31 protein-coding genes are annotated in these 21,176 nt (G+C 57.5%); all 31 read left to right on the top strand.

Features of this window, described 5'->3' with window-relative positions; translation table 11 throughout:
• The first annotated feature begins 52 nt into the window (after window positions 1-52).
• Entirely contained in the window at window positions 53-4,252 is a 4,200-nt protein-coding gene (gene rpoC / locus FB481_RS15655) for a DNA-directed RNA polymerase subunit beta' (protein ID WP_093507699.1), read from the top strand.
• Window positions 4,253-4,410: 158 nt separating this feature from the next.
• Window positions 4,411-4,782: a 30S ribosomal protein S12 gene (gene rpsL / locus FB481_RS15650; RefSeq protein ID WP_003186084.1), complete on the top strand. Its 372-nt coding sequence runs from the start codon at window positions 4,411-4,413 to the stop codon at window positions 4,780-4,782.
• Window positions 4,783-4,899: 117 nt separating this feature from the next.
• Complete coding sequence (gene rpsG / locus FB481_RS15645) at window positions 4,900-5,370, top strand: 30S ribosomal protein S7 (protein ID WP_002555493.1); 471 nt, start codon at window positions 4,900-4,902, stop codon at window positions 5,368-5,370.
• A 30-nt stretch (window positions 5,371-5,400) separates the two neighbouring features.
• Entirely contained in the window at window positions 5,401-7,530 is a 2,130-nt protein-coding gene (gene fusA / locus FB481_RS15640; RefSeq protein WP_074890258.1) for an elongation factor G, read from the top strand.
• A 30-nt stretch (window positions 7,531-7,560) separates the two neighbouring features.
• On the top strand, window positions 7,561-8,754 hold the full coding sequence (tuf, locus tag FB481_RS15635) for an elongation factor Tu (RefSeq protein ID WP_013789746.1): 1,194 nt from the start codon (window positions 7,561-7,563) through the stop codon (window positions 8,752-8,754).
• A 182-nt stretch (window positions 8,755-8,936) separates the two neighbouring features.
• Window positions 8,937-9,248, top strand: coding sequence for a 30S ribosomal protein S10 (gene rpsJ, locus FB481_RS15630; protein WP_013789756.1), 312 nt, complete (start codon window positions 8,937-8,939; stop codon window positions 9,246-9,248).
• A gap of 82 nt (window positions 9,249-9,330) precedes the next feature.
• Window positions 9,331-9,966 carry a 50S ribosomal protein L3 gene (gene rplC, locus FB481_RS15625; RefSeq protein WP_013789757.1) on the top strand — a complete coding sequence of 212 codons (636 nt, stop codon included), beginning with the start codon at window positions 9,331-9,333 and terminating at the stop codon, window positions 9,964-9,966.
• Window positions 9,967-9,978: 12 nt separating this feature from the next.
• Window positions 9,979-10,581 carry a 50S ribosomal protein L4 gene (gene rplD, locus FB481_RS15620; RefSeq protein WP_013789758.1) on the top strand — a complete coding sequence of 201 codons (603 nt, stop codon included), beginning with the start codon at window positions 9,979-9,981 and terminating at the stop codon, window positions 10,579-10,581.
• Window positions 10,578-10,880, top strand: coding sequence for a 50S ribosomal protein L23 (rplW, locus tag FB481_RS15615; RefSeq protein WP_013789759.1), 303 nt, complete (start codon window positions 10,578-10,580; stop codon window positions 10,878-10,880). Before rplD ends, rplW begins: the two co-directional genes overlap by 4 nt.
• Before the next feature lie 14 nt (window positions 10,881-10,894).
• On the top strand, window positions 10,895-11,719 hold the full coding sequence (gene rplB, locus FB481_RS15610; protein WP_013789760.1) for a 50S ribosomal protein L2: 825 nt from the start codon (window positions 10,895-10,897) through the stop codon (window positions 11,717-11,719).
• 16 nt (window positions 11,720-11,735) lie between these two features.
• The gene (gene rpsS, locus FB481_RS15605; protein WP_013789761.1) at window positions 11,736-12,011 is read left to right on the top strand and encodes a 30S ribosomal protein S19; all 276 of its coding nucleotides are present in this window, start codon (window positions 11,736-11,738) and stop codon (window positions 12,009-12,011) included.
• 11 nt (window positions 12,012-12,022) lie between these two features.
• Window positions 12,023-12,355, top strand: coding sequence for a 50S ribosomal protein L22 (gene rplV / locus FB481_RS15600; RefSeq protein ID WP_003103908.1), 333 nt, complete (start codon window positions 12,023-12,025; stop codon window positions 12,353-12,355).
• Between the two features lie 13 nt (window positions 12,356-12,368).
• On the top strand, window positions 12,369-13,055 hold the full coding sequence (gene rpsC / locus FB481_RS15595) for a 30S ribosomal protein S3 (RefSeq protein WP_013789762.1): 687 nt from the start codon (window positions 12,369-12,371) through the stop codon (window positions 13,053-13,055).
• A 12-nt stretch (window positions 13,056-13,067) separates the two neighbouring features.
• Window positions 13,068-13,481, top strand: a complete 414-nt coding sequence (gene rplP / locus FB481_RS15590) for a 50S ribosomal protein L16 (protein ID WP_003243901.1) — start codon at window positions 13,068-13,070, stop codon at window positions 13,479-13,481.
• Entirely contained in the window at window positions 13,481-13,672 is a 192-nt protein-coding gene (rpmC, locus tag FB481_RS15585) for a 50S ribosomal protein L29 (RefSeq protein WP_013789763.1), read from the top strand. Before rplP ends, rpmC begins: the two co-directional genes overlap by 1 nt.
• 2 nt (window positions 13,673-13,674) lie before the next feature.
• Window positions 13,675-13,941, top strand: coding sequence for a 30S ribosomal protein S17 (gene rpsQ, locus FB481_RS15580; RefSeq protein ID WP_003243904.1), 267 nt, complete (start codon window positions 13,675-13,677; stop codon window positions 13,939-13,941).
• Window positions 13,942-13,964: 23 nt separating this feature from the next.
• Window positions 13,965-14,333 (top strand): 50S ribosomal protein L14, encoded by a 369-nt coding sequence (gene rplN, locus FB481_RS15575; RefSeq protein ID WP_002555479.1) that lies wholly within the window; start codon window positions 13,965-13,967, stop codon window positions 14,331-14,333.
• Window positions 14,334-14,344: 11 nt separating this feature from the next.
• Window positions 14,345-14,659, top strand: a complete 315-nt coding sequence (gene rplX, locus FB481_RS15570) for a 50S ribosomal protein L24 (RefSeq protein ID WP_003463290.1) — start codon at window positions 14,345-14,347, stop codon at window positions 14,657-14,659.
• Between the two features lie 19 nt (window positions 14,660-14,678).
• Entirely contained in the window at window positions 14,679-15,218 is a 540-nt protein-coding gene (gene rplE, locus FB481_RS15565; protein ID WP_013789764.1) for a 50S ribosomal protein L5, read from the top strand.
• Between the two features lie 13 nt (window positions 15,219-15,231).
• Window positions 15,232-15,537 carry a 30S ribosomal protein S14 gene (rpsN, locus tag FB481_RS15560; protein ID WP_013789765.1) on the top strand — a complete coding sequence of 102 codons (306 nt, stop codon included), beginning with the start codon at window positions 15,232-15,234 and terminating at the stop codon, window positions 15,535-15,537.
• Window positions 15,538-15,722: 185 nt separating this feature from the next.
• Window positions 15,723-16,115, top strand: a complete 393-nt coding sequence (gene rpsH, locus FB481_RS15555) for a 30S ribosomal protein S8 (RefSeq protein ID WP_013789766.1) — start codon at window positions 15,723-15,725, stop codon at window positions 16,113-16,115.
• A 12-nt stretch (window positions 16,116-16,127) separates the two neighbouring features.
• Window positions 16,128-16,661 carry a 50S ribosomal protein L6 gene (gene rplF / locus FB481_RS15550; RefSeq protein ID WP_013789767.1) on the top strand — a complete coding sequence of 178 codons (534 nt, stop codon included), beginning with the start codon at window positions 16,128-16,130 and terminating at the stop codon, window positions 16,659-16,661.
• A gap of 11 nt (window positions 16,662-16,672) precedes the next feature.
• Entirely contained in the window at window positions 16,673-17,023 is a 351-nt protein-coding gene (rplR, locus tag FB481_RS15545; RefSeq protein ID WP_003293038.1) for a 50S ribosomal protein L18, read from the top strand.
• 3 nt (window positions 17,024-17,026) lie between these two features.
• Window positions 17,027-17,527, top strand: a complete 501-nt coding sequence (rpsE, locus tag FB481_RS15540; RefSeq protein WP_013789768.1) for a 30S ribosomal protein S5 — start codon at window positions 17,027-17,029, stop codon at window positions 17,525-17,527.
• Window positions 17,528-17,529: 2 nt separating this feature from the next.
• On the top strand, window positions 17,530-17,709 hold the full coding sequence (gene rpmD / locus FB481_RS15535) for a 50S ribosomal protein L30 (RefSeq protein WP_013789769.1): 180 nt from the start codon (window positions 17,530-17,532) through the stop codon (window positions 17,707-17,709).
• A gap of 3 nt (window positions 17,710-17,712) precedes the next feature.
• On the top strand, window positions 17,713-18,147 hold the full coding sequence (gene rplO / locus FB481_RS15530; protein ID WP_013789770.1) for a 50S ribosomal protein L15: 435 nt from the start codon (window positions 17,713-17,715) through the stop codon (window positions 18,145-18,147).
• Window positions 18,148-19,476, top strand: coding sequence for a preprotein translocase subunit SecY (gene secY / locus FB481_RS15525; RefSeq protein ID WP_013789771.1), 1,329 nt, complete (start codon window positions 18,148-18,150; stop codon window positions 19,474-19,476).
• Between the two features lie 28 nt (window positions 19,477-19,504).
• Window positions 19,505-19,621, top strand: a complete 117-nt coding sequence (rpmJ, locus tag FB481_RS15520) for a 50S ribosomal protein L36 (protein ID WP_002555468.1) — start codon at window positions 19,505-19,507, stop codon at window positions 19,619-19,621.
• A gap of 131 nt (window positions 19,622-19,752) precedes the next feature.
• The gene (gene rpsM, locus FB481_RS15515) at window positions 19,753-20,109 is read left to right on the top strand and encodes a 30S ribosomal protein S13 (protein WP_074890145.1); all 357 of its coding nucleotides are present in this window, start codon (window positions 19,753-19,755) and stop codon (window positions 20,107-20,109) included.
• A gap of 30 nt (window positions 20,110-20,139) precedes the next feature.
• The gene (gene rpsK, locus FB481_RS15510) at window positions 20,140-20,529 is read left to right on the top strand and encodes a 30S ribosomal protein S11 (protein ID WP_013789773.1); all 390 of its coding nucleotides are present in this window, start codon (window positions 20,140-20,142) and stop codon (window positions 20,527-20,529) included.
• 17 nt (window positions 20,530-20,546) lie between these two features.
• On the top strand, window positions 20,547-21,167 hold the full coding sequence (gene rpsD / locus FB481_RS15505) for a 30S ribosomal protein S4 (protein ID WP_013789774.1): 621 nt from the start codon (window positions 20,547-20,549) through the stop codon (window positions 21,165-21,167).
• Window positions 21,168-21,176 lie beyond the last annotated feature (9 nt).

The following is a 21,176-nucleotide window of genomic DNA, read 5'->3' as shown; positions in this document are numbered from 1 at the left end:
AATCGGCAGCGGGGCTTCAATCCCGCTGCCTGCTCCGCCAGGAGGAAAGGCCTTGAAAGACCTACTGAATTTGCTGAAAAACCAGGGTCAAGTCGAAGAGTTCGATGCCATTCGCATCGGCCTTGCTTCGCCTGAGATGATCCGTTCGTGGTCGTTCGGTGAAGTTAAAAAGCCGGAAACCATCAACTACCGTACGTTCAAGCCTGAGCGTGACGGCCTGTTCTGCGCCAAGATCTTTGGCCCGGTCAAGGATTACGAGTGCCTGTGCGGTAAGTACAAGCGCCTCAAGCACCGTGGTGTGATCTGTGAGAAATGCGGCGTCGAAGTCGCCCTGGCCAAGGTTCGTCGTGAGCGCATGGCGCACATCGAACTGGCTTCTCCCGTTGCCCACATCTGGTTCCTGAAGTCCCTGCCGAGCCGTATCGGCCTGCTGATGGACATGACCCTGCGTGATATCGAGCGCGTGCTCTACTTCGAGAGCTACGTGGTGATCGATCCGGGCATGACCACCCTCGAGAAGGGCCAACTGCTCAACGACGAGCAGTACTTCGAAGCGCTGGAAGAGTTCGGTGACGACTTCGACGCCCGCATGGGTGCCGAGGCCGTTCGCGAGCTGCTGCACGCTATCGACCTGGAGCACGAGATCGGCCGCCTGCGCGAAGAGATTCCGCAGACCAACTCGGAAACCAAGATCAAGAAGCTGTCCAAGCGTCTGAAGTTGATGGAAGCCTTCCAGGGTTCCGGCAACCTGCCAGAGTGGATGGTGCTGACCGTTCTGCCGGTTCTGCCGCCAGATCTGCGCCCGCTCGTTCCGCTGGACGGTGGCCGCTTCGCCACTTCCGACCTGAACGACCTGTATCGCCGCGTCATCAACCGTAACAACCGTCTCAAGCGCCTGCTCGATCTGTCCGCGCCGGACATCATCGTGCGCAACGAAAAGCGCATGCTGCAGGAAGCGGTCGATGCCCTGCTCGACAACGGTCGTCGCGGTCGCGCCATCACCGGTTCGAACAAGCGTCCTCTGAAATCCCTGGCCGACATGATCAAGGGTAAGCAGGGTCGTTTCCGTCAGAACCTGCTCGGTAAGCGCGTTGACTACTCCGGCCGTTCGGTAATTACCGTAGGTCCGGCCCTGCGCTTGCACCAGTGCGGTCTGCCGAAGAAGATGGCGCTCGAGCTGTTCAAACCGTTCATTTTCGGCAAGCTGGAAATGCGTGGTCTGGCGACCACCATCAAGGCTGCCAAGAAGATGGTCGAGCGCGAGTTGCCGGAAGTGTGGGACGTTCTCGCCGAAGTGATTCGCGAACACCCCGTACTGCTCAACCGTGCACCGACTCTGCACCGTCTGGGTATCCAGGCGTTCGAGCCAGTATTGATCGAAGGTAAGGCGATCCAGCTGCACCCGCTGGTCTGCGCCGCGTACAACGCCGACTTCGACGGCGACCAGATGGCCGTTCACGTGCCGCTGACGCTGGAAGCCCAGCTCGAAGCGCGCGCGCTGATGATGTCGACCAACAACATCCTGTCGCCCGCCAACGGTGAGCCAATCATCGTTCCGTCGCAGGACGTGGTACTGGGTCTGTACTACATGACCCGTGAAGCCATCAACGCCAAGGGCGAAGGTCGCGTGTTCGCCGACCTGCAGGAAGTCGACCGCGTATTCCGCGCCGGCGAAGCCTCGCTGCATGCCAAGGTCAAGGTGCGCATCAACGAGACCGTCAAGCAGAAGGACGGCAGCCTGGTCAAGAACACCCGCATCGTCGACACCACCGTCGGCCGCGCGCTGCTGTTCCAGGTCGTGCCGGCTGGCCTGTCGTTCGACGTGGTCAACCAGTCGATGAAGAAGAAGGCGATCTCCCGTCTGATCAACCAGTGCTACCGCACCGTGGGTCTGAAGGACACCGTCATCTTCGCCGACCAGCTGATGTACACCGGTTTCGCCTACTCGACGATCTCCGGTGTGTCGATCGGCGTGAACGACTTCGTCATCCCGGATGAGAAGGCGCGCATCATCGACGCCGCCACCGAGGAAGTGAAGGAAATCGAATCGCAGTACGCCTCCGGCCTGGTAACCCAGGGCGAGAAGTACAACAAGGTGATCGACCTCTGGTCGAAGGCCAACGACGAAGTCTCCAAGGCGATGATGGCCAACCTCTCGAAAGAGAAGGTCATCGACCGCGAAGGTAACGAAGTCGATCAGGAGTCCTTCAACTCCATGTATATGATGGCCGACTCCGGTGCGCGTGGTTCCGCTGCGCAGATCCGTCAGCTGGCTGGTATGCGTGGTCTGATGGCCAAGCCGGACGGCTCGATCATCGAGACGCCGATCACCGCGAACTTCCGTGAAGGCCTGTCGGTACTGCAGTACTTCATCTCCACTCACGGTGCTCGTAAAGGTCTGGCGGATACCGCACTGAAGACCGCGAACTCCGGTTACCTGACTCGTCGTCTGGTCGACGTCGCCCAGGATCTGGTAGTGACCGAGATCGATTGCGGCACCGACCAGGGTCTGCACATGACCCCGCACATCGAAGGCGGCGACGTTGTAGAGCCGCTGGGTGAGCGCGTACTGGGCCGTGTCATCGCCCGTGACGTGTTCAAGCCGGGCACCGAGGACGTCATCGTTCCGGCCGGTACTCTGGTCGACGAGCAGTGGGTCGAGTTCATCGAGCTCAACAGCATCGACGAAGTGGTCGTACGTTCGCCGATCAGCTGCGAAACCCGCTACGGCATCTGCGCCAAGTGCTACGGTCGCGACCTGGCTCGTGGTCACCAGATCAACATCGGTGAAGCTGTCGGCGTTATCGCGGCACAGTCGATCGGTGAGCCGGGTACCCAGCTGACCATGCGTACGTTCCACATCGGTGGTGCGGCAAGCCGTACTTCGGCTGCCGACAGCGTCCAGGTGAAGAACGGTGGTGCGATCCGTCTGCACAACCTCAAGCACGTCGAGCGTCTGGACGGCAACCTGATCGCGGTATCGCGTTCCGGTGAGCTGGCCGTTGCCGACGAGTTCGGTCGCGAGCGCGAGCGCTACAAGCTGCCGTACGGTGCGGTCATCTCCGTGAAGGAAGGTGACAAGGTCGAAGCCGGCGCCATCGTCGCCAAGTGGGACCCGCACACCCACCCGATCGTGACCGAAATGAAGGGTACCGTGACCTTCGTCGGCATGGAGGAGGGCATCACCATCAAGCGCCAGACCGACGAACTGACCGGTCTGACCAACATCGAGGTTCTCGATCCGAAGGATCGTCCTGCTGCTGGCAAGGACATTCGTCCGGCCATCAAGATGGTCGATGCCAACGGCAAGGAACTGCTGCTGCCGGGTACCGACGTTCCTGCCCAGTACTTCCTGCCCGCCAACGCCCTGGTCGGCGTGGCGGATGGTGCGCAGATCGCGGTCGGTGACGTTATCGCCCGTATCCCGCAGGAAACCTCGAAGACCCGTGACATCACCGGTGGTCTGCCACGCGTTGCCGACCTGTTCGAAGCCCGTCGTCCGAAGGAAGCTTCGATCCTGGCGGAAATCAGCGGCACCATCTCGTTCGGTAAGGAGACCAAGGGCAAGCGCCGTCTGGTCATCACCCCGACTGATGGTAGCGATCCGTACGAAGAGCTGATCCCGAAATGGCGTCACCTCAACGTGTTCGAGGGAGAGCAGGTCAACAAGGGTGAAGTCATCTCCGACGGTCCGAGCGATCCGCACGATATCCTGCGTCTGCTGGGCGTCAGCGCGCTGGCCAAGTACATCGTCAACGAGATCCAGGACGTTTACCGTCTGCAGGGCGTGAAGATCAACGACAAGCACATCGAGACCATCCTGCGTCAGATGCTGCGTAAGGTCGAAGTGTCCGAGTCCGGCGACTCCAGCTTCATCAAGGGTGATCAGGTTGAACTGACTCAGGTACTGGGCGAGAACGAGCGCCTGGTCGAAGAGGACAAGTTCATCGCCAAATACACCCGCGTGCTGCTGGGTATCACCAAGGCGTCGCTGTCCACCGAGTCGTTCATCTCGGCGGCATCCTTCCAGGAAACCACCCGCGTCCTCACCGAAGCGGCGGTCACTGGCAAGCGCGACTTCCTGCGTGGCCTGAAGGAGAACGTGGTCGTGGGTCGTCTGATCCCGGCGGGTACCGGTCTGGCCTATCACAGCGAGCGCAAGCGCAAGCGTGATGCCGAGAAGCCGATGCGCGTCAGCGCCAGTGAAGTGGAAGCAGCGCTTACCGAAGCGCTGAACTCCAGCGAAAATTGAGAGCGCGTCCCGGCTGCCTGGCAGCCGGGGCACGTGTCTTGACTAGGGGGGCGAGTCTCTTTAGACTCATGCACCCCTAAATATGGCAGGGCTTCAGCCCTGCCATTTATTTATGGTGTAAATAAATAGCGTCGAAAGACGGACAGTGGAGCTAGTAGATGGCAACTATCAACCAGCTGGTGCGTCAGCCGCGCAAGCGTATCGTCGAGAAATCCGACGTACCTGCGCTGCAGAACTGCCCCCAGCGTCGTGGCGTGTGCACTCGCGTGTATACCACCACGCCGAAAAAACCTAACTCGGCACTGCGTAAAGTTTGCCGTGTACGCCTGACCAACGGTTTCGAGGTTTCCTCGTACATCGGTGGTGAAGGTCACAACCTGCAAGAGCACAGCGTCGTGCTGATCCGTGGCGGTCGTGTAAAAGACTTGCCAGGTGTGCGTTACCACACCGTTCGCGGCTCGCTGGACACCTCGGGTGTCAAAGGCCGTAACCAGGGTCGTTCGAAGTACGGTACCAAGCGTCCGAAGTGATCGGTCGTCGGTACTGAATGCAGTTTCTAATTTTATTGAGTCGATAAGAGTAAGGTCGGGCGTAACCAAATGGTTGCAGTTCCGGGCTAACCTGAAGACCGTTTGAGGGCTTATCAAATGCCAAGACGTCGTGTAGCAGCCAAGCGCGAAGTGCTTGACGATCCAAAATACGGAAGCCAAATCCTGGCCAAGTTCATGAACCACGTGATGGAAAGCGGCAAGAAAGCCGTTGCCGAGCGTATCGTTTATGGCGCCCTGGAGAAGGTTAAAGAGCGTAAGAACAGCGATCCCCTGGAAATCTTCGAGAAAGCTCTCGACGCCATCGCTCCGCTGGTCGAAGTGAAGTCGCGCCGTGTAGGCGGTGCTACTTACCAGGTTCCGGTCGAAGTTCGTCCGTCCCGTCGTAACGCTCTGGCCATGCGCTGGCTGGTGGATTTCGCCCGTAAGCGTGGCGAAAAATCCATGGCTCTGCGCCTCGCTGGTGAACTGCTGGACGCCGCCGAAGGCAAAGGCGCCGCAGTCAAGAAGCGTGAAGACGTGCACCGTATGGCCGAGGCCAACAAAGCGTTCTCGCACTACCGTTTCTAAATCCGGCATCACTCAATTTGCGAGGGCTTTATGGCTCGTAATACAGCAATTAACCGCTACCGTAACATTGGTATTTGCGCGCACGTCGATGCGGGCAAGACCACGACTACCGAGCGGATCCTGTTCTACACAGGTCTCAGCCACAAGATGGGTGAGGTGCATGACGGTGCAGCCACTACCGACTGGATGGTGCAGGAGCAGGAGCGTGGTATCACCATTACTTCCGCTGCGGTTACCACTTTCTGGAAGGGTTCGCGTGGTCAGTATGACAACTACCGCGTAAACGTCATCGATACCCCCGGCCACGTTGACTTCACCATCGAAGTAGAGCGTTCGCTGCGTGTACTCGACGGCGCTGTCGTCGTGTTCTGTGGTACTTCCGGCGTTGAGCCGCAGTCGGAAACCGTATGGCGTCAGGCCAACAAGTACGGTGTACCGCGCGTTGTCTACGTCAACAAGATGGACCGTGCAGGCGCCAACTTCCTGCGCGTCGTCGGTCAGATCAAGAACCGTCTGGGCCACACTCCGGTGCCGATCCAGCTGGCCATTGGTGCAGAAGAGAACTTCGAAGGTCAGGTCGATCTGATCAAGATGAAGGCTATCTACTGGAACGATGACGACAAGGGCACCACCTACCGCGAGGAAGAAATTCCGGCGGAGATGCTCGAGCTGGCCAACGAGTGGCGCAGCAACATGGTCGAAGCTGCTGCCGAAGCCAACGAAGAGCTGATGAACAAGTACCTCGAAGAGGGCGAGCTCTCCGTCGAGGAAATCAAAGCCGGGCTGCGCCTGCGCACCCTGGCCAGCGAAATCGTTCCGGCCGTCTGTGGTTCCTCGTTCAAGAACAAGGGCGTTCCCCTGGTTCTCGACGCGGTCATCGACTTCCTGCCTGCTCCTACCGAAATCCCGGCGATCAAGGGTATCCACCCTGATCTGATCGAGAAGCCAAAGGAAGAGCTGGTCGACGCCGATTTCGACGAGCGTCACGCTTCCGACGACGAGCCGTTCTCGGCTCTGGCGTTCAAGATCGCGACTGACCCGTTCGTGGGTACTCTGACCTTCGTCCGCGTTTACTCGGGCTTCCTGACCTCCGGTGACTCCGTCATCAACTCGGTCAAGGGCAAGAAAGAGCGCGTTGGCCGTATGGTGCAGATGCACGCCAACCAGCGTGAAGAGATCAAGGAAGTGCGCGCTGGCGACATCGCTGCATTGATCGGCATGAAGGACGTCACCACTGGTGACACCCTGTGCAACGCCGACAAGCCAATCATCCTCGAGCGTATGGACTTCCCGGAGCCGGTTATCTCGGTAGCCGTTGAGCCGAAGACCAAGGCTGACCAGGAGAAGATGGGTATCGCACTGGGCAAGCTCGCTCAGGAAGACCCGTCGTTCCGCGTCAAGACCGACGAAGAGACTGGCCAGACCATCATCTCCGGTATGGGTGAGCTGCACCTGGATATCCTCGTTGACCGCATGAAGCGCGAGTTCAACGTCGAAGCCAACATCGGCAAGCCGCAGGTTTCCTACCGCGAGAAGATCACCAAGAACTGCGAAATCGAAGGCAAGTTCGTTCGTCAGTCCGGTGGTCGTGGTCAGTTCGGTCACTGCTGGATTCGCTTTGCTCCGGCAGACGAAGGTCAGGAAGGTCTGGTATTCGTCAACGAAGTCGTGGGCGGTGTGGTTCCGAAGGAATACATCCCGGCCATCCAGAAGGGTATCGAAGAGCAGATGAAGAACGGCGTCGTTGCCGGCTATCCGCTGATCGGCCTGAAGGCGACCGTGTTTGACGGTTCCTACCATGACGTCGACTCCAACGAGATGGCGTTCAAGGTGGCAGCTTCCATGGCGACCAAGCAGCTGGCCCAGAAGGGCGGCGGTGTTGTGCTTGAGCCGATCATGAAAGTAGAAGTGGTAACCCCTGAGGACTACATGGGTGACGTGATGGGTGACCTGAACCGTCGTCGTGGTCTGATCCAGGGTATGGAAGACTCGGTTTCCGGTAAGGTTATCCGTGCCGAGGTTCCGCTGGGTGAGATGTTCGGTTACGCAACCGACGTTCGCTCCATGTCCCAGGGTCGCGCAAGCTACTCCATGGAATTCTCCAAGTACTCCGAGGCTCCGGCGAACATCGTCGAGGCTCTGGTTAAAAAACAAGGCTGATTCAGCCCTTTAGGCAAGAGGTTCACTGTCGTGGCTAAAGAAAAATTCGAACGTAACAAACCGCACGTCAACGTTGGCACCATTGGTCACGTTGACCATGGCAAAACCACTCTGACCGCTGCTCTGACTCGCGTCTGCTCCGAAGTATTCGGCTCGGCTCGCGTCGACTTCGACAAGATCGACAGCGCTCCGGAAGAGAAGGCTCGTGGTATCACCATCAACACTGCACACGTAGAGTACGATTCCAACATTCGTCACTACGCGCACGTTGACTGCCCGGGTCACGCTGACTACGTCAAGAACATGATCACCGGTGCTGCTCAGATGGACGGCGCGATCCTGGTTTGCTCGGCCGCTGATGGTCCGATGCCGCAAACCCGTGAGCACATCCTGCTGTCCCGTCAGGTAGGCGTTCCGTACATCGTTGTCTTCCTGAACAAGGCTGACATGGTTGACGACGCTGAGCTGCTGGAACTGGTCGAGATGGAAGTTCGTGACCTGCTGAGCACCTACGACTTCCCGGGCGACGACACTCCGATCATCATTGGTTCGGCGCTGATGGCTCTGAACGGCCAAGACGACAACGAGATGGGCACTACTGCCGTCAAGAAACTCGTCGAGACTCTGGATACCTACATCCCTGAGCCGGTTCGTGCCATCGATCGTCCGTTCCTGATGCCGATCGAAGACGTATTCTCGATCTCCGGCCGCGGTACTGTAGTTACCGGTCGTGTAGAGCGCGGTATCGTCAAGATCCAGGAAGAAATCGAGATCGTTGGTCTGCGTGCTACCACCAAGACCACCTGCACCGGTGTCGAGATGTTCCGCAAGCTGCTCGACGAAGGTCGTGCTGGTGAGAACTGTGGCGTTCTGCTGCGCGGCACCAAGCGTGACGACGTAGAGCGTGGTCAGGTTCTGGCCAAGCCGGGCACCATCAAGCCGCACACCAAGTTCGAAGCTGAAGTGTACGTTCTGTCCAAAGAAGAAGGTGGTCGTCACACCCCGTTCTTCAAGGGCTACCGTCCGCAGTTCTACTTCCGTACCACTGACGTAACCGGTTCGTGCGAACTGCCGGAAGGCGTTGAGATGGTAATGCCGGGCGACAACATCAAAATGGTTGTCACCCTGATCAAGCCGATCGCCATGGAAGACGGCCTGCGCTTCGCAATTCGCGAAGGTGGTCGTACCGTTGGTGCTGGCGTGGTTGCCAAGATCGTCGAGTAATCGATTGATCTGATCCAAAAAAGCCCCCGCCCAGCGGGGGCTTTTTTATGGGTGGAAGATATCTGCTGGTTATTTTCTAACCGGGTTGACACTCCCTGGGGGCGTCTATAGAATCACGCCTCCTTTTAACGGGCGTATTGCGTCCGTTAACTGGGAATCGCAGCTTGGAATCTGAGGTCAAAATGCAAAACCAACAAATCCGTATACGGTTGAAGGCTTTTGACCATCGCCTGATCGATCAATCAACCCAGGAAATCGTGGAAACCGCGAAACGTACTGGTGCTCAGGTGCGTGGTCCGATTCCTCTGCCAACTCGCAAAGAGCGGTTCACCGTTCTGACTTCGCCACACGTCAACAAAGACGCTCGCGATCAGTACGAAATCCGCACTCATAAGCGCGTACTGGACATCGTCCAGCCAACGGATAAAACCGTTGATGCTCTTATGAAGCTCGATCTTGCGGCTGGCGTGGAAGTGCAGATCAGCCTCGGCTAAAACCTGACGGTTTTAGTCGTGTAACGCTCTGAAATGGGCGGCCATAGCGGGTGAAAGCCCCGTACACTCATGAGGTTACAACATGACTATTGGTGTAGTCGGTCGTAAGTGCGGCATGACCCGCATTTTCACCGAAGAAGGTGTCTCCATTCCGGTTACGGTCATTGAGATCGAGCCGAATCGCGTCACCCAGTTCAAAACTGAGGAGTCCGATGGCTATCGTGCAGTGCAAGTCACTGTCGGCGAGCGTCGCGTTTCTCGTGTCAGCAAGGCTCAAGCCGGTCACTTCGCCAAGGCGAACGTCGCGGCAGGTCGTACCGTTCTGGAATTCCGTCTTGAAGAAGGCGACTACCAGGCTGGCGATCTGATCAACGCTGAAATCTTCCAAGCTGGTCAACTGGTCGACGTGACCGGTCAGTCCAAAGGTAAAGGCTTCGCCGGTACCATCAAGCGTTGGAACTTCCGCGGCCAAGACAATACCCACGGTAACTCCGTGTCCCACCGCGTTCCGGGTTCGATTGGCCAGTGCCAGACGCCGGGCCGTGTATTCAAGGGCAAGAAAATGTCCGGTCACATGGGTGCTGAGCGCGTGACTGTGCAGTCCCTGGAAGTAGTGCGCGTGGATGCTGAACGCAACCTGCTGCTGGTCAAGGGTGCCGTTCCTGGCGCTACTGGCGGCAACCTGGTTGTGCGTCCGGCTGCCAAGGCTCGCGGTTAAGGGGAAGCTGACATGCAATTAAATGTAAATGGCGCTCAAGCGATCGAAGTCTCCGATGCGACTTTCGGTGGCGACTACAACGAGACCCTGGTTCACCAAGCTGTCGTCGCCTACATGGCTGGCGGCCGTCAGGGCAGCAAGCAGCAGAAGACTCGTTCCGACGTTTCCGGTGGCGGTAAGCGCCCGTGGCGTCAGAAGGGTACTGGCCGCGCGCGTGCTGGTACTTCCCGTGGTCCGATCTGGCGTGGCGGTGGTGTGACCTTCGCAGCACGTCCGCAGAACCATGATCAGAAGCTGAACAAGAAGATGTATCGCGCTGCGATCCGTTCGATTCTTGCTGAGCTGGTCCGTAGCGACCGTCTGGTAGTGGTTGAAGACTTCGCTGTCGAAGCTCCGAAAACCAAAGAGCTGCTGGGCAAGCTGAATGGTCTGGGTCTGAGCGACGTTCTGATCGTCTCCGACGCCGTAGATCAAAATCTGTACCTGGCTGCTCGCAACCTGCCACACGTCGACGTTCGTGACGTGCAAGGTTCCGATCCGGTCAGTCTGATCGCGTATGAAAAGGTACTGGTTACCGTTTCTGCCGTGAAGAAATTCGAGGAGCTGCTGGGATGAACCAGGAACGCGTATTCAAAGTGCTGCTTGGCCCGCACATCTCCGAGAAGGCCACGACTCTGGCAGACAAGAAAAGCCAGTTCGTTTTCAAAGTTGCGACTGACGCAACCAAGCTGGAAATCAAGAAGGCCGTCGAAAGCCTGTTCAGCGTGAAGGTTCAGCATGTCACTACCCAGAACGTTCTGGGCAAGAGCAAGCGCACCGCTCGCGGTCTGGGCAAGCGTAACGACTGGAAGAAGGCGATCATCTCCCTTCAGCCAGGCCAAGATCTCGATTTCGCCACCAGCAGTGCTGAGTAAGGAAGGGGTGCATCATGGCAATCGTTAAATGCAAACCGACTTCCGCGGGCCGCCGTTTTGTGGTCAAGGTGGTCAATCAGGAGCTGCACAAAGGCGCTCCTCATGCTCCACTGCTCGAGAAGAAGTCGAAGTCTGGCGGTCGTAACAACAACGGCCGTATCACCACCCGTCATATCGGTGGTGGTCACAAGCAGCACTACCGTCTGGTCGATTTTCGTCGCAACGACAAAGATGGCATTCCTGCCACTGTCGAGCGCGTTGAATATGACCCGAACCGTACCGCGCACATCGCTCTGCTGAAATACGCCGACGGTGAGCGTCGTTACATCATCGCGCCGAAAGGTGTGAGCGCCGGCGATCAGCTGGTTGCAGGTTCGATGGCGCCGATCAAGGCCGGCAACAGCCTGCCGCTGCGTAACATTCCGGTAGGTTCGACCGTTCACGGTATCGAGCTAAAGCCGGGCAAAGGTGCTCAGATCGCTCGTTCCGCTGGTGCTTCGGCTCAGCTGATCGCTCGTGAAGGCGTCTACGTCACCCTGCGTCTGCGCAGCGGTGAAATGCGTAAAGTGCTGGCCGAATGCCGCGCGACCCTGGGCGAAGTCTCGAACTCCGAGCACAGCCTGCGTTCGCTGGGTAAAGCTGGTGCCAAGCGCTGGCGTGGCGTTCGCCCGACCGTTCGTGGTGTTGCCATGAACCCGGTCGACCACCCACACGGTGGTGGTGAAGGTCGTACCTCTGGTGGTCGTCATCCGGTGTCTCCATGGGGCTTCCCGACTAAGGGCGCGAAGACTCGTGGTAACAAACGCACCGACAACATGATCGTCCGTCGTCGCAAGTAACTAGAGGGATACGACAGTGCCACGTTCTCTGAAAAAAGGTCCTTTTATCGATCTTCACCTACTGAAGAAGGTCGAAGTGGCAGCAGAAAAGAACGATCGCAAGCCGGTTAAAACCTGGTCGCGTCGTTCGATGATTCTGCCGCAGATGGTCGGTCTGACCATCGCCGTGCATAACGGTCGTCAACACGTCCCCGTTCTGGTGAACGAAGACATGGTCGGCCACAAACTGGGCGAGTTCGCCGGTACCCGCACTTATCGTGGGCACGTGGCTGACAAGAAAGCCAAGCGTTAAGGGGTAAGGAAATGGAAGTAGCCGCTAAGTTGTCGGGCGCTCGCATCTCCGCCCAGAAAGCCCGCTTGGTCGCCGACCAGATCCGCGGGAAGAAGGTGGGCGAAGCGCTCAACCTGCTGGCTTTCAGCAGTAAGAAAGCCGCGGAAATCATGAAGAAAGTGCTGGAGTCGGCTGTGGCCAACGCCGAGCACAACGAAGGCGCCGACGTTGATGACCTGAAGGTCAGCACCGTTTTCGTCAACGAAGGGCGTTCGCTGAAGCGCATCATGCCGCGTGCCAAAGGCCGCGCTGATCGCATCGTCAAGCGGTCTTGCCATATCACTGTCAAGGTTGCGGACAAGTAACGGAGTCGATCAGATGGGTCAGAAAGTACATCCCACTGGCATTCGCCTGGGAATCGTCAAGGATCACACCTCCGTCTGGTACGCAGACGGCCGGACTTATGCGGACTACCTGTTCGCTGATCTGAAGGTGCGTGAGTATCTCCTCGACAAACTAAAAAGCGCGTCCGTAAGCCGTGTCGACATCGCTCGTCCGGCCCAAACCGCACGCATCACCATCCACACCGCTCGTCCCGGCATCGTGATCGGCAAGAAAGGTGAAGATGTTGAGAAGCTGCGTCAGGACCTGACCAAGCAAATGGGTGTGCCAGTGCACATCAATATCGAAGAGATCCGCAAGCCGGAGCTCGACGGTATGCTGGTTGCGCAGAGCGTAGCTCAGCAGCTGGAGCGTCGCGTTATGTTCCGTCGCGCCATGAAGCGCGCTGTACAGAACGCCATGCGTATTGGTGCCAAGGGCATCAAGATCCAGGTGAGTGGTCGTCTCGGCGGTGCGGAAATCGCACGTACCGAGTGGTACCGCGAAGGTCGTGTGCCGTTGCACACCCTGCGCGCTGACATTGACTATGCCACCTACGAAGCGCACACCACTTACGGTGTGATCGGTGTGAAGGTTTGGATCTTCAAGGGCGAGGTCATCGGTGGCCGCCATGAAGAGCTGAAGCCGCAAGCACCTGCGCCTCGTAAAGCTGCTAAGAAATAAGGAGTACGCATCATGTTGCAACCAAAGCGTACGAAGTTCCGCAAGCAGATGACCGGCCACAACCGTGGTCTGGCTCAGCGCGGTAGCAAGGTCAGCTTCGGCGAGTTCGCGCTGAAGTCCGTTGCCCGCGGTCGTCTCACCGCCCGTCAGATCGAGTCCGCTCGTCGTGCTCTGACTCGTCACGTTAAGCGTGGCGGGAAGATCTGGATTCGCGTTTTCCCGGACAAGCCGGTTACCAAGAAGCCTCTCGAGGTGCGTATGGGTAAAGGTAAGGGTGGCGTTGAATATTGGGTAGCCCAGATCCAGCCAGGCAAGGTCCTGTATGAGATCGAAGGCGTTTCCGAAGAGCTGGCGCGTGAGGCTTTCGCCCTGGCTGCTGCAAAGCTGCCGCTCGCCACCACCTTTGTTAAACGGACGGTGATGTGATGAAAGCGAAAGAACTTCGTGAAAAAAACGCAGAGCAGCTGAACGAGCAACTGCTCGGCCTGCTGCGCGACCAGTTCAATCTGCGCATGCAGAAAGCAACTGGCCAGTTGGGGCAGTCTCACCTGCTCTCGCAAGTTAAGCGCGACATCGCTCGTGTGAAAACTGTGCTCAACCAGCAGGCAGGTAAGTGATCATGGCCGAAGTTGAAAAAACAGTCCGTACGCTGACCGGCCGCGTCGTCAGCGACAAGATGGACAAGACCATCACCGTTCTGATCGAGCGTCGCGTCAAGCACCCGATCTACGGTAAATACGTCAAGCGTTCGACCAAGCTGCACGCTCACGACGAATCCAACCAGTGCAAGATCGGCGACAAGGTTTCCATCCGTGAAACCCGTCCGCAGTCCAAGACCAAGTCCTGGGCTCTGGTTGAAGTCGTCGAACGCGCCGTCGAAGTCTAAGAGCTAAGGGTCGGAGAAATTTTATGATTCAGACTCAATCCATGCTCGATGTGGCTGACAACAGCGGTGCACGTCGTGTCATGTGCATCAAGGTGTTGGGCGGTTCGCATCGTCGCTACGCCGGCATCGGCGACATCATCAAGGTCACCGTCAAGGAAGCAATTCCGCGCGGTAAAGTGAAGAAAGGTCAGGTCATGACCGCAGTGGTCGTTCGTACCCGTCACGGCGTTCGCCGTGCCGACGGTTCGATCATCCGCTTCGACGGCAACGCTGCTGTTCTGCTGAACAACAAGCAAGAGCCGATCGGTACCCGCATCTTCGGGCCAGTGACCCGTGAACTGCGTACCGAGAAGTTCATGAAGATCGTCTCGCTCGCCCCTGAAGTGCTTTAAGGAGATCCGACATGCAAAAGATTCGTCGTGACGACGAGATCATCGTGATCGCCGGCAAAGACAAAGGTAAGCGCGGTAAGGTGCTCAAGGTTCTCGCTGACGACCGTCTGGTCGTCGGTGGCATCAACCTGGTGAAGCGTCATACCAAGCCGAACCCGATGTCGGGCGTTCAAGGCGGTATCGTCGAGAAAGAAGCGCCACTGCACGCTTCCAACGTTGCCATCTTCAACAGCGAAACCAACAAGGCTGATCGCGTTGGTTTCAAAGTCGAAGACGGCAAGAAAATTCGTGTCTTCAAGTCCACCCAGAAGCCGGTTGGCGCTTGAGAATCCGTAGGTAAATACCATGGCACGACTGAAAGAGATTTACCGGAAGGAAATCGCGCCCAAGCTGAAGGAAGAACTGAAGCTGGCGAACGTGATGGAAGTTCCGCGCATCACCAAGATCACCCTGAACATGGGCCTGGGCGAAGCGATCGGTGACAAGAAGGTCATCGAGAACGCCGTTGCCGACCTCGAGAAGATCACCGGTCAGAAAGTCGTTGTGACTCATGCCCGCAAGTCGATCGCAGGTTTCAAGGTTCGTGAAGGTTGGCCGATTGGCGTCAAGGTCACTCTGCGTCGCGAGCGTATGTACGAGTTCCTGGATCGTCTGCTGTCCATCTCCCTGCCGCGCGTGCGTGACTTCCGCGGCCTGAATGCCAAGTCCTTCGACGGCCGCGGCAACTACAGCATGGGCGTGAAAGAGCAGATCATCTTCCCGGAAATCGATTACGACAAGATCGATGCGCTGCGTGGTCTGGACATCACCCTGACCACCACTGCCCGTACGGATGATGAAGGTCGCGCTCTGCTGCGTGCTTTCAAATTCCCGTTCCGCAACTGATTGGAGTAGGAACATGGCCAAGACGAGCATGAAAAACCGCGAGCTGAAGCGTCAGCGCACGGTTGCCAAGTACGCCAAAAAGCGTGCCGAGCTGAAAGCCATCATCGTGGATCAGAACGCAACTCCAGAAGCGCGTTGGGAAGCCAGCGTCGCCCTGCAGAAGCAACCTCGTGATGCCAGCGCTTCGCGTCTGCGTAACCGCTGCCGCATCACCGGTCGTCCGCACGGTGTATTCCGCAAGTTCGGTTTGTCGCGTATCAAGCTGCGTGAAGCAGCCATGCGTGGCGACGTACCAGGTCTGGTCAAAGCCAGCTGGTAAGCCGACGCGGCAAACGCCGGGGCTAGCTCCGGCGTTCAAGCAATATGAATCAAGCCCCTTTTGGGGCTTGATTCATTTTTGATCAGTCTCTAGAATGCCCGGCTCTCCTGAGCCCGGATTTCCGTGAGCTCTGGTGATTCTTTAGCCGAGAGGCTAATTCTTTTTGTATCAGGAGCGTCTAGCCCATGAGTATGCAGGACCCGTTAGCGGACATGCTAACTCGTATCCGTAATGCCCAGATGGCTGAAAAGTCCGTCGTAAGCATGCCTTCTTCTACCCTGAAGGTGGCTGTAGCCAAAGTTCTCAAAGACGAAGGTTATATTGCGGGTTATCAGATCAGCGGCGAAGCAAAGCCGCAGCTGTCCATCGAGCTGAAGTACTTCGAAGGCCGTCCGGTTATCGAAGAAGTCAAGCGCGTCAGCCGTCCCGGCCTTCGCCAGTACAAATCCGTCGATGATCTGCCGAAAGTTCGCGGCGGTCTCGGTGTTTCCATCGTCTCCACCAACAAAGGTGTGATGACGGACCGCGCTGCGCGCGCTGCCGGTGTCGGCGGCGAAGTGCTTTGCACTGTGTTCTAAGGGGGGATAAGCATGTCTCGCGTTGCTAAGAACCCCGTCAAGCTGCCTGCTGGTGTAGAGATCAAGCTCGCCGGTCAGCAGCTTTCGGTGAAGGGTGCCAAGGGCACTCTGGAACTGAACGTTCACTCGTCCGTTGAAGTGCTGCAGGAATCCGGTGAGCTGCGTTTCGCTGCTCGCAATGGCGACCAGCAGACTCGTGCGATGGCCGGTACTACCCGCGCTCTGGTTAACAACATGGTCATCGGCGTAAGCCAAGGCTTCGAGCGCAAGCTCCAGCTGATCGGTGTTGGTTACAAGGCGCAGGCCAAGGGTCAGGTGCTGAACCTGGCGTTGGGCTTCTCTCACCCTATCGACTACCAACTGCCGGAAGGCGTTGTGGCCGAAACCCCGAACCAGACCGAGATCCTGATCAAGGGTGTCGACAAGCAGCTGGTTGGTCAGGTTGCCGCGGAGATTCGTGACTTCCGCCGTCCTGAACCTTACAAGGGCAAAGGTGTTCGTTACGCTGACGAAGTCGTCCGCCGTAAAGAAGCCAAGAAGAAGTAAGGGGCTAGGAAATGACCGACAAAAAAGTTACTCGTCTGCGTCGCGCTCGCAAAGCACGCCTGAAAATGCACGAGCTCGAAGCCGTGCGTCTGTGCGTGTATCGCTCTTCGCAGCACATCTACGCCCAGGTCATCTCGGCCGACGGCAGCAAGGTTCTGGCCAGCGCCTCTACCTTGGACAAAGCACTGCGTGACGGCGCCACCGGCAACGTCGACGCGGCCAAGAAAGTTGGTGAGCTGGTTGCCGAGCGCGCGAAAGCCGCTGGTGTGACCCAGGTTGCATTCGACCGTTCTGGCTTCAAGTACCACGGCCGCGTCAAGGCGCTGGCTGATGCTGCTCGTGAAGGCGGGCTGGAGTTCTAAGTTATGGCAAATAACGACCAAAAGCGCGACGAAGGCTATATCGAGAAGCTGGTTCAGGTGAACCGCGTTGCCAAGACCGTAAAAGGCGGCCGTATCTTCACCTTCACCGCGCTGACCGTGGTAGGTGATGGCAAGGGCCGTGTAGGTTTCGGCCGTGGCAAATCCCGTGAAGTGCCGGCTGCCATCCAGAAGGCGATGGAAGCTGCTCGTCGCAACATGATCCAAGTTGATCTGAACGGCACCACTCTGCAGTACGCCATGAAGTCCGCCCACGGCGCTTCGAAGGTTTACATGCAGCCTGCTTCCGAAGGTACCGGCATCATCGCTGGTGGCGCCATGCGTGCCGTCCTGGAAGTTGCTGGTGTTCAGAACGTTCTGGCCAAGTGCTACGGCTCTACCAACCCTGTGAACGTGGTTCATGCCACTTTCAAAGGTCTGAAGGCTATGCAGTCTCCGGATTCGGTTGCAGCCAAGCGTGGCAAGAGTGTCGAGGAGATTCTCTAACCATGGCTAACACCGTCAAAGTGACTCTGATCAAGAGCACCAATGGCCGTCTGGCCAATCACAAAGCCTGCGTCAAAGGCCTCGGCCTGCGTCGCATCAATCATACCGTTGAAGTTCTGGATACTCCGGAAAACCGCGGCATGATCAACAAGGCTTATTACCTTCTCCGTGTGGAGGGTTGATCCATGTACCTGAACGATTTGAGTCCAGCGCCGGGTTCCCGTCGCGAGAAGCACCGTCCGGGCCGTGGTATCGGTAGTGGTTTGGGCAAGACCGGTGGCCGTGGTCACAAAGGTCAGACCTCCCGCTCCGGTGGCACCATTGCTCCGGGTTTCGAAGGCGGCCAGCAGCCTCTGCACCGTCGTCTTCCCAAGTTCGGTTTCGTGTCTCTGAAAGCTATGGATCGCGCAGAAGTGCGTACTTCCGAGCTGAACAAGATCGAAGGCGACGTAGTTACTCTGCAGGCGCTGAAGGATGCCAACCTGATTAATCAAAACGTACAGCGTGTGAAAGTCATGCTGTCCGGTGAGATTACTCGCGCGGTCACCCTCAAAGGTATCGCTGCCACCAAAGGTGCGCGTGCGGCTATCGAAGCAGCTGGCGGTAAGTTCGAGGAATAAATGGCTAAGCAAGGTGCTCTCTCTGCTCTGGCTGGTGGCGGGTTGTCCGAACTCTGGGCTCGTCTGCGCTTTCTGTTCATGGCGATCATCGTCTATCGAATCGGCGCGCATATCCCAGTTCCCGGTATAAACCCTGACCGTCTGGCCGATCTGTTTCGACAGAATGAGGGGACCATTCTTAGCTTGTTCAACATGTTTTCCGGCGGCGCGCTGGAACGGATGAGTATCTTTGCACTGGGGATCATGCCGTACATCTCGGCATCGATCATCATGCAGCTGATGACCGCCGTGAGCCCGCAGCTGGAGCAGTTGAAGAAGGAAGGTGAGGCTGGTCGTCGCAAGATCAGTCAGTACACCCGCTACGGCACCTTGGTTCTGGCGTTCGTCCAGGCTATCGGCATGTCCGTTGGCCTGGCGAGCCAGGGCGTAGCGTTCTCGGTCGATTTCGGCTTCCACTTCGTTGCAGTCACCACCTTTGTGGCGGGTGCGATGTTCATGATGTGGCTGGGCGAGCAGATCACCGAGCGCGGTGTTGGCAACGGTATTTCGATGCTGATTTTTGCGGGCATCGTAGCCGGTCTGCCGTCGGCGATCGGGCAGTCTTTCGAGTCTGCACGGCAGGGCGATATCAACATTTTCGCTCTCATCGCCATCGGTTTGCTGGCAGTAGCGATCATCGGTTTTGTGGTGTTCATTGAGCGTGGCCAGCGTCGTATCGCGGTGCACTACGCCAAGCGTCAGCAGGGCCGCAAGGTCTTCGCTGCGCAGACCAGCCACCTGCCGTTGAAGGTGAACATGGCGGGCGTAATCCCGGCCATCTTCGCCAGCAGCCTTCTGTTATTCCCGGCCTCGCTGGGTGCCTGGTTTGGTCAGTCCGAAGGTATGGGCTGGCTGCAGGATATTTCACAGGCTATCGCTCCTGGTCAGCCGTTGAACATTTTGCTGTTTAGTGCAGGGATCATTTTCTTCTGCTTCTTCTATACAGCGCTGATGTTCAACCCGAAAGACGTAGCGGAAAACCTGAAGAAGTCCGGTGCCTTTATTCCGGGTATCCGTCCCGGTGAGCAGTCTGCACGCTATATCGATGGCGTTCTGACTCGCTTGACCATGTTCGGTGCTCTGTACATGACGGCCGTATGCTTGTTGCCCCAGTTCCTGGTGGTGGCGGCCAACGTACCGTTCTACCTTGGCGGGACCTCGTTGCTGATCGTGGTAGTGGTTGTGATGGACTTTATGTCGCAAGTACAATCGCACCTCGTTTCGCACCAGTACGAATCCCTGATGAAGAAAGCCAACCTGAAGGGCTACGGCAGCGGCATGCTCCGCTGAAGTGTCCATAAGGTTCGAGGAGTTGGTGATGAAAGTTCGTGCATCGGTGAAAAAGCTGTGCCGCAACTGCAAGATTATTCGCCGTGAAGGTGTAGTGCGAGTGATCTGCAGCGCGGAACCGCGTCACAAACAGCGCCAAGGCTGAATGTGATCGACGCTATAAGCCCGGCAGCTAGTGCGCTGCCGGGTTGATTATTTGTTTTTACAGCGATAATATCTCGCGCCCCATTTCTTGGCTTCCGGGGCGTAGGTAGCTGTCAATTGGAGTTCCACTGAATGGCCCGTATTGCAGGCGTTAACATTCCGGATAACAAGCACGCTGTTATCTCGCTGACCTACATCTTTGGTGTTGGTCGCACTACTGCACAGAAAATCTGTGCCGCTACCGGTGTAAACCCGGCAGCAAAGATCAAGGATCTCTCTGACGAGCAGATCGAGCAGCTGCGTGGTGAAGTCGCCAAGGTGAATACCGAGGGTGATCTGCGCCGTGAAGTGAACATGAAAATCAAACGCTTGATGGATCTGGGTTGCTACCGCGGCCTGCGTCATCGTAAAGGTCTGCCGGTTCGCGGTCAGCGCACCAAGACCAACGCACGCACCCGTAAGGGCCCGCGTAAGCCGATCCGCAAGTAATCGCGTTCGCGAATCGACAGGAATTTAGTCATGGCAAAACCTGCTGCTCGTACTCGTAAGAAAGTCAAAAAGACGGTGGTTGATGGCATCGCCCACATCCACGCTTCTTTCAACAATACCATCGTGACCATCACCGACCGTCAAGGTAACGCCCTGTCCTGGGCTACTTCCGGTGGTTCGGGTTTCCGCGGTTCCCGCAAGTCCACCCCGTTCGCTGCCCAGGTGGCTGCTGAGCGTGCTGGTCAAGCTGCGCTGGAATACGGCCTGAAGAACCTCGACGTCAACGTCAAGGGCCCAGGTCCGGGTCGTGAGTCCGCTGTCCGTGCTCTTAACGGCTGCGGTTACAAGATCGCCAGCATCACCGATGTGACGCCTATCCCGCATAACGGGTGCCGTCCTTCGAAGAAGCGTCGCGTGTAATCAGGAGACAGTGAGAAATGGCTCGTTACATTGGTCCCAAATGCAAACTGTCTCGTCGTGAAGGCACTGATCTGTTCCTGAAGAGTGGCGTCCGCGCTCTGGAATCGAAGTGCAACATCGAAGCAGCCCCAGGTATTCACGGCCAGCGCCGTGGCCGTCAGTCCGACTACGGCACCCAGCTGCGTGAGAAGCAAAAAGTTCGTCGTATCTACGGTGTACTGGAGCGTCAGTTCAGCGGTTACTACAAGCAGGCAGCCAGCCAGAAAGGCGCTACCGGCGAGAACCTGCTGCAACTGCTCGAGTGCCGTCTGGATAACGTCGTTTACCGTATGGGTTTCGGCGCTACTCGTGCCGAGTCCCGTCAGCTGGTTTCGCACAAAGCGATCAGCGTAAACGGCAAGACTGTCAACGTACCGTCCTACCAGGTCAAAGCTGGTGACGTGGTTGCAGTTCGCGAGAAGTCGAAGAATCAGCTGCGCATCGTTCAGGCTCTTGAGCTGTGTGCTCAGCGTGGCCGTGTTGAGTGGGTAGATGTAGACACCGAGAAGAAATCCGGCGTGTTCAAAAGCGTTCCGGTTCGTGGTGATCTCTCCGCTGACATCAACGAGAGCCTGATTGTCGAGCTCTACTCCAAGTAAGGGCTAGAA

Origin of the sequence: Pseudomonas sp. AG1028 (genome assembly GCF_007993955.1) — a bacterium.
Lineage (GTDB): Bacteria > Pseudomonadota > Gammaproteobacteria > Pseudomonadales > Pseudomonadaceae > Aquipseudomonas > Aquipseudomonas straminea.
This window is presented reverse-complemented; position numbering and strand designations above follow the sequence as displayed.